General features: G+C 64.5%; 10 protein-coding genes and 1 pseudogene. 7 read left to right on the top strand and 4 right to left on the bottom strand.

Annotation, left to right across the window (positions count from 1 at the left end; all coding sequences use genetic code 11):
- Positions 1-55: 55 nt before the first annotated feature.
- Together N5D20_RS19900 and N5D20_RS19895 are read right to left on the bottom strand one after the other, a co-directional pair.
- Complete coding sequence (locus tag N5D20_RS19900) at positions 56-1,453, bottom strand: glutamine synthetase family protein (protein ID WP_019337139.1); 1,398 nt, start codon at positions 1,451-1,453, stop codon at positions 56-58.
- Positions 1,450-2,211, bottom strand: a complete 762-nt coding sequence (locus tag N5D20_RS19895; protein ID WP_197579507.1) for a gamma-glutamyl-gamma-aminobutyrate hydrolase family protein — start codon at positions 2,209-2,211, stop codon at positions 1,450-1,452. The genes N5D20_RS19900 and N5D20_RS19895 overlap by 4 nt, the downstream gene beginning before the upstream one ends.
- 200 nt (positions 2,212-2,411) lie before the next feature.
- Between N5D20_RS19895 and N5D20_RS19890 the strand changes: the two genes are divergently transcribed.
- A complete protein-coding gene (locus tag N5D20_RS19890; protein ID WP_235652182.1) occupies positions 2,412-3,650 on the top strand; it encodes an FAD-binding oxidoreductase in 1,239 nt (412 codons plus the stop codon).
- A 224-nt stretch (positions 3,651-3,874) separates the two neighbouring features.
- Positions 3,875-5,467: an MASE1 domain-containing protein gene (locus N5D20_RS19885; protein WP_029550724.1), complete on the top strand. Its 1,593-nt coding sequence runs from the start codon at positions 3,875-3,877 to the stop codon at positions 5,465-5,467.
- 159 nt (positions 5,468-5,626) lie between these two features.
- On the opposite strand, the gene N5D20_RS19880 is transcribed toward N5D20_RS19885, so the two are convergent.
- Positions 5,627-6,082 (bottom strand): hypothetical protein, encoded by a 456-nt coding sequence (locus N5D20_RS19880; protein ID WP_235652111.1) that lies wholly within the window; start codon positions 6,080-6,082, stop codon positions 5,627-5,629.
- Positions 6,083-6,339: 257 nt separating this feature from the next.
- On the opposite strand from N5D20_RS19880, the pseudogene N5D20_RS19875 reads away from it, so the two are divergent.
- From N5D20_RS19875 to N5D20_RS19860, 4 genes and pseudogenes are all read left to right on the top strand, one after another.
- A pseudogene (locus tag N5D20_RS19875) lies at positions 6,340-6,483 on the top strand (diguanylate cyclase response regulator); the annotation flags it as partial.
- Between the two features lie 122 nt (positions 6,484-6,605).
- Positions 6,606-8,159: an MASE1 domain-containing protein gene (locus tag N5D20_RS19870; protein ID WP_043400407.1), complete on the top strand. Its 1,554-nt coding sequence runs from the start codon at positions 6,606-6,608 to the stop codon at positions 8,157-8,159.
- Positions 8,160-8,254: 95 nt separating this feature from the next.
- Positions 8,255-9,598 carry a diguanylate cyclase gene (locus tag N5D20_RS19865; RefSeq protein WP_171954091.1) on the top strand — a complete coding sequence of 448 codons (1,344 nt, stop codon included), beginning with the start codon at positions 8,255-8,257 and terminating at the stop codon, positions 9,596-9,598.
- A gap of 85 nt (positions 9,599-9,683) precedes the next feature.
- A complete protein-coding gene (locus N5D20_RS19860; RefSeq protein ID WP_004151683.1) occupies positions 9,684-10,145 on the top strand; it encodes a bacteriohemerythrin in 462 nt (153 codons plus the stop codon).
- Here the strand turns inward: N5D20_RS19860 and N5D20_RS19855 are convergent.
- Complete coding sequence (locus N5D20_RS19855; RefSeq protein WP_010486179.1) at positions 10,126-11,427, bottom strand: MFS transporter; 1,302 nt, start codon at positions 11,425-11,427, stop codon at positions 10,126-10,128. The two genes, N5D20_RS19860 and N5D20_RS19855, sit on opposite strands and share 20 nt — an antisense overlap.
- Before the next feature lie 147 nt (positions 11,428-11,574).
- Between N5D20_RS19855 and N5D20_RS19850 the strand changes: the two genes are divergently transcribed.
- Positions 11,575-12,216 (top strand): hypothetical protein, encoded by a 642-nt coding sequence (locus tag N5D20_RS19850; protein ID WP_057504259.1) that lies wholly within the window; start codon positions 11,575-11,577, stop codon positions 12,214-12,216.
- Positions 12,217-12,229 lie beyond the last annotated feature (13 nt).

The raw sequence follows: 12,229 nt of genomic DNA, 5'->3' as shown, positions 1-12,229 counted from the left end.
GCCGGCAACGGGTGCCAGCCTACCCCCCGGCGGCGGATTTTTCTATTCCAGATGCTCAGACGTTCAGCAGCAGGAACTCGCGCTCCCACGAGCTGATGACGCGGAAGAAGGTCTCATATTCCTTGCGCTTCACCGAGATGTAGGCGCGGCAGAAGCGCTCGCCGAGCAGTGCCTGCAGCTCGCTGCACTGCTCCAGCCCGTCCAGCGCCTCGCCCAGCGAGCGCGGCAGGTTGTAGCCCAGTTCCTTGGCACTGCCGGTCACCGGTGCATCCGGTGCCAGCCGCTCACGGATGCCCAGCAGGCCGCAGGCCAGGGTCGCGGCCATCGCCAGGTAGGGGTTGGCGTCGGAGCCGGCGAAGCGGCTTTCCACGCGCATGTTCTCAGGCGTGTCCAGCGGCACGCGCAGCCCGCAGGTGCGGTTGTCATAGCCCCAGTGCACGTTGCTCGGCGAAACCTCGCCGAACACCAACCGCCGATAGGAATTCACGTTCGGCGCGAAGAACGCCATCGCCTGCGGCACGTACTTCTGCAGGCCGCCCAGGTAGTGGCCGAACACCGGGCTGAACTCGCCTTCGGCATGGGTCTCGCCGGCGAACACATTGCTGCCATCGCTCACCCGCACCAGGCTCTGGTGGATGTGCATGGCGCTGCCCGGCTCGTTCTCCATCGGCTTGGCCAGGAACGTGGCATACACCCCGTGGCGCATCGCTGCCTCGCGCATGGTGCGCTTGAACAGGAACACCTGGTCGGCCAGGTCCATCGCATCGGCGTGGGTGAAGTTCACCTCCAGCTGCGCTGCGCCGGATTCGTGGATCAGCGTGTCCACGTCCAGCTTCATCGCATCGGCGTAGTCGTACATCAGGTCGAGGATCGGGTCGAACTCGTTGACCGCATCGATCGAGTACGACTGCCGCGCGGTCTCCGGGCGCCCGGAGCGGCCGGCCGGTGGCAGCAGCGGGAAGTCCGGGTCGGTGTTCTTCTGCACCAGGAAGAACTCCAGCTCCGGCGCCACCACCGGGCGCAGGCCCAGCTCGGCGTAGGCTGCCAGCACGCGGCGCAACACATTGCGCGGTGCCAGTTCGTGTGGCTCACCGTTCTTCGTGTAGCAATCGTGGATGACCTGCGCGGTGGCATCGGCCGCCCACGGCACCATGCGCACCGTGTCCGGATCGGGGCGCAGCATCATGTCCGAGTCCGACGGCGACGTCAGCTCGTAGTAGTCATCAGGGAACTCGCCGGTGACGGTGGTGGCGAAGATGCCTTCGGGCAGCCGCGTGCCGTAGTCGTGCGAGAACTTGTCGGCGGGGATGATCTTGCCGCGCGCGTTGCCGGTGATGTCCGGCACCAGGCATTCGACCTCGGTGATGCGTCGCTCCTTCAGCCAGCGCAGCAGGCTGCTTTCCTGCGGTGCGGGGGGCGTGGCCGTCTTGCGCGGGCGCGTTCGGGAACTCATCGGGAATCCAGTCGGTTCTGTTGGTGCTGCCGGCAAGCTTGGCCGAACGCACGGAAAATAGCGTGATAGAACGGCGCCTGCATGACACGCCACTCCGGGTGCCACTGTACGCCGAGCACGAAACCATGGTGCAGGCTGCGCGCCGCCTCGACCAGTCCATCATCAGCCACGGCCTCGACCTGCAGGCCCTGCGCGAGGCGGGCAATGCCCTGCCCGTGCACCGAATTGACCTGCGCCCGGTCACTGCCGTGCCACTGCGCCAACCAGCCATCAGTAGCCAGGGTGACCGCATGGGCCGGCCCGTACTGCACCTCCACCGGCGCCTGCAGGTCTTCGCGATGATCGGACAGGCCCGGCACCGCATGCACCTGCGGATGCAGGCTACCACCCAGCGCGACGTTCAGTTCCTGGAAGCCGCGGCAGATCGCCAGTACCGGAAGATCCTGCGCCAAAGCCTCACGCAGCAACGCGAACGCATTGGCATCACGGGCCGGGTCATGCGGATTGCCCGGCCAGCTGCGACCGCCCTCGTAGTGCTGCGGTTCGATGTTGCTGACCGCGCCGGTCAACAGCAGGCCATCAAGCCCCTGCAGCCAGTCGCCAGCCGGCAAAGGTGGCTGCAGGCTCGGCAGTACCACCGGGGTCACTTCGGCGGCCTCGGCCAGTGCGCGCACGTACTTCTCGCCGGCCACCGCGAAGCGGTGATGGCCGAGCACGGTACTGTCGGTGGGCAGGCCCACCCAGGGCAGGCGGCGCATGGAAAAACTCCTTGACGTGCCGACACGTTACCCGTCGCCCGCCGAGGGCGGCAAGTCGTCGCCGTCACACCATGGCTGTCACGCATCGGCGAAACTACGCGGGTGAATGCTGATCGTCCTCTCCCGCTCCCCCCTCCCGCACTGCGCCCGCGAGGCCCGCGGTGAGCGCCGCCTTCCCGCCCAGCTGGTACGCCGCCAGCCTGCCAGAACCGCCCGCACTGCCCTCGCTGCAGGGTGAGGTTCAGGCCGATGTCGCAGTGCTCGGCGCGGGTTATACCGGCCTGACCGCCGCACTTGAACTGGCTACCCGTGGCCAGCGCGTGGTGGTACTGGACGCGCAGCGGATCGGCTGGGGCGCGTCCGGTCGCAACGGTGGCCAGGCGCTGGTCGGCTATGGCTGCGAGGTGGACGAGCTGGAGCGTCAGCTCGGTCGTGATGATGCGCGCCACCTGTTCGACTGGTCACGCGACGCGGTGCAGGCAATGCGCACACGCATCGATCGCCACGGCATCGACTGCCATTGGGTGGAAGGCCACGCCAGCGTCGCCATCCGCGAACGCCATGAGCGCGACCTGCAGGCCAACTGCGAGCATCTGCAACGCCACTACCACTACCCCATGCAGTGGTGGGACCGTGATGCCTTGCGCGCACAGCTGGACAGCCCACGCTACCGCGCCGCGATGTTCGATCCGCTCAGCGCGCATCTGCAGCCCCTGGCCTATGCCCGCGGACTGGCCGATGCGGCGCGTGCGGCCGGCGTGGTGATCCATGAGAACTCCGCAGTGACCCGCGTGCAGCGCGGACCGCAGCCCACCCTGCATACCGCGCAGGGAAGCGTGCGCGCTGCGCAACTGGTGGTGGCCGGCAACGCCTGGTTGCAGGGCCTGCTACCCGAGCTGGAACGGCGGATCATGCCCGTCGGCACCTATATCGGCGCCAGCGCGCCGCTGGGTGCCGAGCGCGCCCGTGCCCTGATCGGCAACAACATGGCCGTGGCCGACACCGCCTGGGCACTGGATTACTTCCGTCTCAGCCACGACCATCGCCTGCTGTTTGGTGGCCGTGCCAGCTATTCAGCACTGCCCCCACCCGGCCTGCGCGGGGTGATGCAGCGGCGCATGCACCAGGTGTTCCCGCAGCTGGCCGACGTGCCACTGGAGCAGGTCTGGGGCGGTTATGTGGACATTACCCGCAACCGCGCCCCGCATTGGGGCCGGCTGGACGGCAATCTGTACTTCGCGCAGGGGTTCTCCGGCCATGGGGTGGCCGCCGCCGGGCTGGCCGGCGAGGTGATCGCCGCCGCCATTGCAGGCCAGAGTGAGCGCCTGGACGTGTTCCAGCGCCTGCGGCATGCCCCCTTCCCTGGCGGCCGGCTGCTGCGCACGCCGCTGCTGGTGGCGGCGATGTCGTGGTACAAGCTGCGGGATGCGTTGTGGTGAACATCCTGCATTTACGCGTGTATGGAACGTTCTGAAGAACACATCGGAGCGCTCATCGTGCCGCACGCGTCACAGATTTTCACGCAACATCTGTGATGGACGGCTCGTCAGATTCCTAAATGCGCAGCTGCGCAATTGCATAATCGTTCGCAGACCGATACCGTCCTGAAAACCGGGCCCCGCGGCGAATGGATGCTGACAGGGGACACGTAGGAGAGGGGGACGTGCGATTGGACTGGTGGAAAGAAGGATTGTTGCTGAAGGTGCGCATTCGACCGGCTGGCCTGATGCTGGCCTTGCTTTATGCAGTTGCTTATTGGGCAACCCGACAGTTGTCGCTTGATCAGTTCTATTTACCAGCCGGCATCCGGGTGGCAGCCGTGTTGTTGTGCCCGCCACGCCTTTGGCCCTATCTGCTGTTGGGCGAATATGCGTACTTTGCACAATCCCGCGTGCCGATGATCGAGAAGTACGGCCTGACGTGGGTCATCGTTGCCTCCGCGTTTCTCATGCCAGCGGTGATGCTGATTGTGAAGCTGCAACGGCGGCTGATGGCAGAATCGCAGACGATCGGCCTTTTGCTGATTGCCGCCGCTTCCAGTGTCGTTATCACTCTGCTCAACCTGAGCTTTTCCCATCTACTTTGGCCGACACCCCCATCCACGCCCTTCCTGACCAATGCGGCTCGCTACAGTGTGGGTGACTTCATCGGCATTCTGACGGTAGCCCCCATCGCCATGCTGTGGGCGCGACAGGACGTGGAGCAGCAGTGGAGCGCGCTAAGAAAAGTCCCGATGCTGGCATCACTTTCATTGATGCTGCTGATCGGGATAGCTGCGACTCAACTGCCCACAGAGTGGATTGCATTGAAGGCAACGTTCCTGCTGCTGTTGGCACTCCCAGCGACCACGCTTACCTGCCTGTACGGCTGGAAGGGCGCTGCCCTTGCAGTTCCGACACTCAACATGGTTATCGGTCTGACCACGCCCAACACCCATCCAACCGCATTCGATCCAGCGGCCTTCATCACTCAGCAGATCATGGCGATCAGCGGCATCGCATTGCTACTGCTCGGGTCACGCATTACCCACTTCTACCACCGCTACAGACTGCGAGAGATGGGGGAAAGGGACGCTATCCATCTTGCCAGGAGCTCGCAATTAGCCAGCGAGATGGAGCTGCGTGAACGCGCCCTGCATCTTCGCAAGCTCGGCGACGGCATCGATACTTCGCTGGTTGAACTGGCCAACTGGCTCATGGCTCATGGACATCACGCAGTGGCCAGCAGCCTTTTGCATACCTCAAATGTCCATTCGCGGCTGTTTCGCGAACAGACAAGCATGGTCTATCCCTCGGGCTTGGAGCACCTTGGGCTTTACGTGGCCTTGCAGGCTGGTGGCATCCGTGAGTCATGGAAGCTGACGGAGCGCGTTCTTCGCCCGGATCTGAAAGGTGACCCCTGTAACCTGAGCGTGGAACTGCAGTTGGCTGCCTACCGGACACTCATTGATGCGGTCTCCATTCTTCTCAAGCATGAAGGTGGTCAAATTCGCATTCGTGCCAGATGCGGCAGAATGGGCTCAAGGCGCGGAATCCTCATGGTCGTGTCACTGCTGGATCCGCATGGGCGCCTTTCCCAGCAGACAACCATGACCGCGTTCGAGCGACTGACCGGGCGAACCCTCGCCTATGACGGGACCGTTGACTGCTATCGCAACCGGGTCAGGATTCTGTTCCTCGACCGCGAAACCAATCTTGAGACCGCGCCCGGCAATCCATCGCCGTACAGCTGTCCCGCACCTTCTGCGCTGCAGTAGTGCATTTCACAATCAAGCGACCGGATCGAGCCAAAGCAGTGAAATGGCATCAGCATGTCCCACACCACCCTGTTCCAGGATGTCACGGGCACCCGGCGAGCACCGGGCGCCCATGCAATCCGATGCTGAGGCTCGCCGATATCCCGGCAGCAGGCCCTATTAAGGTGCCTCTACCGCCCACAACGTATCAGCTCCGCTCGCATATCTGACAAGCGTGAATGAAGCAGCCCGATAGATAACCGTTCTGGTGCCCTTACTGGGAACAGGCAGGCGCTGTTCCGGCAACGATACCTTTGCGGATGGATCACCTGCAGGCAGTACCCAGAACGTTCCAGCAGCATTGCCGATCACAATGTGCACGCGCCCCGCGAGATCATTCACCTGGAAATAATCCATGCCATCGCGCTCGAACCCGTAGACCAGCCAACCGGGATCCACGCTCAGGTTTTCCGCCAGCGGAACCGACTGACCGAGCCCTCGGGCAGCCATCTTGACTCCATGGTCATCACCCGGGGCTAAAGCAAACACAGACAACGGCACCAACATCAACGCACCAGCAAATGCATGAATTCGTGAATTTCTCACACTGACCTCCAGGTTGGATGCAATTTGCATCATGAAGGATGCTACCCAATTCCATTAGCATATGCCGGGGCGCACTCCGTAGCGTCTGTCGGACATAATCCGCTGGGGCCATTCAAACCCATTCCCCGCTGACGTTGCGCCCGAAACCGCCGATACCTGTCCAAAAAAATTTGCAATCGAGCCAGCGCCCCAAGCCTGCCTTGCTGTAGGTCGCTATCGATGGCGACCACGGTGCCCTGTGCCGGTGAACATCCGGGTGCGTTCGCAGGCATGCTGCTCGCGACGATAACACGCCGAACAACATCAACCGCCAAGCATGGTTGGTATAGCGGCTGGAACGCGATCAGAGCGTCGCCACATTGGTTGTGGATGATTCACCGTCCGCACGTGGCCAAGCCGCCACGCTACTGCGCGTGTACGGTCACGATGTATGAGAAGCGGCCGATGGCAGCGCAGAGGGGGGCCAGACACCTCGATTGCACCTATCTCCAACTGTCGATAGTGTCTGCGGAAGTAGCCAGCCATTATTGGCCGGGAGACGAGAGGTTCGGACTTGGACCGATTCAAGAAGGCAATTGAACTGAGTTTCCGGATCCGTCCGGTCGGTCTTGTGCTGGCCGCCACCTATGCTGCCAGCTGCCTCATATCGCGTCAGTTCTCGCTGGATCAGTTCTTCCTGCCCGCAGGTATCCGGGCAGCGGCGCTGCTGATCGTCCCGACCCGTCTGTGGCCCTACCTGCTGCTGGGCGAGTATGCGTACTTCGCAACGCTGCGCATTCCTATGATCGACTCCTATGGCCTGGATTGGGTCATTCTGGCTTCGACACTGCTGATGCCGATGGCGATGCTGGTGGTCTACCTGCATCGAAGGAGAATGCCGTCCGAGGCAGCCACCGGCCTCTGGCTGCTGTCGTTGTCGATCTGCACGGCACTGTTCGTCCCGGCTCTCAACCTGAGCATTTCATATGTCCTCTGGTCGAATCCTCCGCCGAGCAACCTGCTGGACGCGGTCGACCGAACGATCTTTGGCCACTTCGCGGCCATCATTACCCTGCTCCCACTGGCCTTTCTTTGGGCGCAGCGGCACGTGGATCCCAGTTGGAGCACCCGCTTTGTCGCGCCTACAGCTGCGGCGATCCTGGCGATGCTGATACTGGGGTTGGGCATGCAACTGACAGACAGCAGCGCCCATACCACCCGCACACACCTTGTCCTGCTGGCGGCTCTGCCTGCCATCGCCCTGACCTTCATGCATGGCTGGCGTGGCGCTGCCATCGCGATTCCGCTGTTGAATCTCCCACTTCACGGCGCTACGCCCAGTACCGGCCTGCCCTCCTCTTTCGACCTCGGTACGTTCGCCACCCAACAGAACATGGCTGTGATCAGCGTCGCATTGCTCGCACTCGGATCCAGCATCAGCTATCACCATCAACGCGCACAGGCCCGTTGGCAGGCTGAACGGAACGCCCTGCGTCTGGCACGCAGTTCCCACCAGACCAGCGAGCGTGAGCTGCGTGAACGCGCGGCCCATCTGAAGCATCTAGGCGAGGGCATGGACAGTTCGCTCAGCGAGATGGTCAGCTGGCTGAAGGATCAGGGTCATCATGCCGTGGCGAACAGCCTGCAACACGCGTCATCCGTGCACTCACGTCTGTTCCGCGAGCAGGCCAGCATGGTCTACCCCACCGGGCTGGAGCAGGTCGGGTTGTACATCGCGCTGCAAGCAGGCGGCGCATGCGAGATCTGGAACAACACGCATCGCGTCATTCCGCCCAGGCTGGCGGGTAACCCTTGTCTGCTGACTGTAGATCTGCAACTGGCCATCTATCGCTCCTTGATCGAGGCGGTGTCACTGCTGCTGGAGCTGGAGACCGGGCAGGTCTGCGTGCGTGCCCGAAGTGGCCGGGCGGGCGGACGTCGCGGCATCGTTGCTGTCGTGAGCCTGCTCGACCGTGGTTGCACGCTGTCGGCACGCACCACCGACCAGGCCGTCGAGCGCCTGGCCGGTCGAATGCTTGCTTACGGCGGCAAGGTCAACTGCCGGGGCAATCGGCTGCGACTGGTCCTGCATGAATCGATCAGCCACGCGGCGCCAGCGGCGGCCTGACACGGAATCTGGCCCAGCGCGCAACGTTCGCCGCTAAAGTTACACCCGAAACCGCCGCTATCCGTGCCGAGCCCTCCTTCGTGAGCCACCGCATCATGCCCGTCCTGCCGCAGGCCGCCGTCGATGGCGACCTGGCCGATCCGCTGCCACAGCGGATCCTGCTGGTCGAAAACTCCCGTGCGTTCACCAGCATGCTGCGCGAGGCCATCGAACAGCGCCTGGAACTGCCGGTGGTGATCGCTTCCACCCTCGCCGAGGCCGATCGCCTGCTCAGCGAAGGCGGCGGCTGGTTCCTGGTACTGACCGGGCTGGTGCTGGCCGACGGCGACCGTGATGCGGTGGTCGAGTTCTTCCTCAAGCGCGACCTGCCCACCGTGGTGGTCAGCGGCGTGTACGACGAGGACCTGCGCAAGCGCGTGCTGCAGCAGCAGATCATCGACTACGTGCTGAAGAACACCCCGGGCAGCATCGACTACCTGGTGTGGCTGGTGCAGCGGCTGGAACGCAACCGCCGCATCGCCGCGCTGGTGGTGGACGATTCGCCGTCCGCGCGTGGCTATGCTGCGGCCCTGCTGCGCATGTACGGCCATGAGGTGCATGAAGCCGCCGACGGCAACGAGGGCCTGGCTGCGATCGAGGCGCACCCGGCGATCCGCCTGGCGGTGGTCGACCAGGAAATGCCCGGCATGCAGGGCGTGGAATTCACCCGCCGCCTGCGCACCCTGCGCTCGCGCGACAAGGTGGCGGTGATCGGCATCTCCGGCAATACCGATGCCTCATTGATCCCGCGTTTCCTGAAGAACGGCGCCAACGATTTCCTGCGAAAACCCTTTTCGCGCGAGGAATTCTTCTGCCGTGTCTCGCAGAACGTGGACCAGCTGGAACTGATCGGCACCCTGCAGGATCTGGCCACCCGCGACTTCCTGACCGGCCTGCCCAACCGCCGCTGCTTCCTGGAGCAGAGCCAGCGCCAGCTGCCTCAGCTGCAGCTGCATGGCCAGTGCGTGGCGGTGGCGATGATCGACATCGACCACTTCAAGCACATCAATGACACCCATGGCCATGAAGCCGGCGACGACGCACTGCGTGCGGTGGCCGGCGCGGTAGCCGCACATGCGCGCAGCCAGGACCTGATCGCACGCTTCGGCGGCGAGGAGTTCTGCCTGCTGGTGCCGGACATGGAACAGGACGAGGCGCTGCTGTACTTCGAGGAACTGCGCCAGCGCATCGCCGCACTGGAAGTGGACATCGGCACCGCCACCCTGCGCATGACGGTCAGCATCGGCCTGTGCTGCCTGCGCCCGCAGCGTGATGCACTGCACCGGTTGATCTCCGAGGCCGACCGCCAGCTGTACCTGGCCAAGGCCGGTGGCCGCAACCGGGTCAGCTGCACCACGGTGGCCAGCCCGCTGCGCCCACGCGAGCCTGCCCTGCCCTGACCGGCCCGCTTTGATCCAGATCAACGCCGCACCCGCGCGGCAGTTCTACAGTCGGCCCCGACATACGCATGAAGGGGAGCCGGGGATGGCACTACTGGTCTGGCAGGACGATCTGAACATCGGCATCGATGTGATCGACCAACAACACCGCCGCATCATCGAGATGCTCAACCACCTGCACGTGGCCCAGGCCAGCATGCAGCGTGCGGCGGTGGGTGAAGTGATCGATGAGGTGGTGGACTACACCATGTCGCACTTCGCGTTCGAGGAAGAGCTGATGGAGGAAGCGGGCTATCCGTTCTGTGCCGCGCACAAGCGCGTGCATGAGGTCTTCATCAAGCGGGTATCGGAATACCGCATGCGCTTCCAGGCCGGCGAGGACATCAGTGACGAGCTGCGCACCATGCTCTCGCGCTGGCTGTTCAACCACATCCGCGGTGATGACCAGGCCTATGCCGAACAGGTCAAGGCGCACCTGAACCAGTTCGCCCGCGAACACCAGGGCGGCGGTTGGCTGGGGCGCACGCTCAAGCGCTTCTTTGGTTGAGCCGCAGCGCGCGCCGGTGCAGTGCCACCAGCGCGCACAGGGTCGCCACCGCGGTCAGGCACAGGTAGTAGCCCACCGCGACCAGGCCGAAGCGTTCGGCCAGCCAGGTGGCCAGGTACGGCGCCGGTGCCGCACCGAGGATGCCGGCCAGGTTGAATGACAGCGACGCGCCGGTATAGCGCACTTCCACCGGGTAGATCTCGGCCAGGAAGGTGCCGCAGGGGCCGTAGGTCAAGCCCATCAGGAACAGGCCCAGGCACAGAAAGCCGGTGACCAGCCACGGGCTGTGCGGCTGGAACAGCGGCGCGAACAGCACACCGAAGCCGACGATCAGTACGCTGGCGACGATCATCGTGCGCCGCGTGCCCCAACGGTCGCCATAGCGCGCCGACAGCGGGATGCCCAGCGCGAAGAACAGCATGCCGGCCATCTGCATCAGCAGGAACTGCTCGCGGCTGTAGCCCAACACTGCGGTGCCATGGCCGAGACTGAACACCGTCATCAGGTAGAACAGCACGAAGGTGGCGAACGCGCCCAGGGTGCCCAGCAGCATCGGCACCGGATGGTCACGCAGCACCGTCCACATCGGCAGCCGCACCGGCGCCTTGCGCTCCAGTGCCTTCTTGAAATCGGGTGTCTCGTGGATGTTCAGGCGCACCCACAGGCCAAGGCCGACCAGCAGCGCGCTGGCCACGAACGGAATACGCCAGCCCCATTGCAGGAAGTCGTCCTGGCTCAGGCAGCGGCCAAGCACGAGGAAGATGCCGGCCGACAGCAGAAAGCCGAGCGGTGCGCCCAGCTGCGGGAACATGCCGTACCAGGCGCGCTTGCCCGGCGGTGCGTTCTCGGTGGCCAGCAGCACCGCCCCGCCCCATTCCCCGCCCAGGCCCAGACCCTGGCCGAAGCGGCACAGCGCCAGCAGCGCCGGGGCCCACAGGCCGATCTGGGCATGGGTGGGCAGCAGGCCGATCAGCACCGTGGACAGGCCCATGGTCAGCAGCGCGGCCACCAGTGTGGCCTTGCGGCCGATGCGGTCACCGAAGTGGCCGAACACCGCCGAGCCCACCGGGCGCGCGATGAACGCGACCGCAAACGTTGCCAGTGACTGCAGCAGCGCCGCCTGTTCGCTGCTGTCCGGGAAGAACAGGTGCGGAAACACCAGCACTGCAGCCGTGGCGTAGATGTAGAAATCGAAGAACTCGATGGTGGTGCCGATCAGGCTGGCCAGCAGGACTCGACTGGGGGAATTCACGGGCGGTGCGGCAGCGGTGATCGTCGACATCGGCAACACGGGTAACGGCGGATCGCCCGATTCTGCCACGGGCTGGCGGCCGCACGGGACGATGGTTTCAGCCGACACCGATGCCAACGGAATTTTTCGGGCCGCCCGCTAGTCTGCGCCACCGGTCCCTGCATGGATGCTTTGCCGATGACTGCAGTCGCGCTGTCGTGGTCCGATTCGCCGAAGCTGCCGCGCATGGCGGCATGGCTGGCGGTGCTGCTGGTGCATGGGTTGATGGCAGTGTGGCTGCTGGGCAGTGGCAGGATGACGCTGCGCAGCGACGAAGGTGCCAGGATTTCATTGCGCTGGATACCGCCGGAGCACCCCCCGGCGGTTCAACCACATCCGGCGCCCCCCACCACATCGGCGGCGCGTCCGGCCCCCTCGACAGCGCCACGCCCGACCCCGTCGGCACCCACGGATGTCAACACGCCCGCGTCCGAGGAACCGCCTGCACCGGCGCCACTGATGCTGGATCTGCCCGCGGGCAGCATCGATGGCGGTGACGGTATCAGCGCGGCGGGCGTGGCGCCACGCCTGATCGGTCGGCGCGAGGTCCATCCCGCGTTCGGGCCGCGCCGCAATTACTTCCGGATCCGTCGGCAGATGACCCCCGAGCAGATCGTGCATGGCGTGGCGCAGCTGCTGGGGTTGTGGCCACCGGGGTACATCGTCGACCCGTGCGAGCTGGGCAAGCAGGACATGGACTATTTCCAGAACGCCGTCGAAGAAGCCGACCGCGACATGCTGCGTGCGGCCGTGCTGCAGGTGAGCACCCGCTGCCGGTAGAGGGCACGCCTTT

Origin of the sequence: Stenotrophomonas sp. GD03877 (assembly GCF_029840555.1) — a bacterium.
Lineage (GTDB): Bacteria > Pseudomonadota > Gammaproteobacteria > Xanthomonadales > Xanthomonadaceae > Stenotrophomonas > Stenotrophomonas geniculata.
The sequence above is the reverse complement of the archived record's forward strand: the minus strand, read 5'-3'. Positions and strand labels throughout refer to the sequence as shown.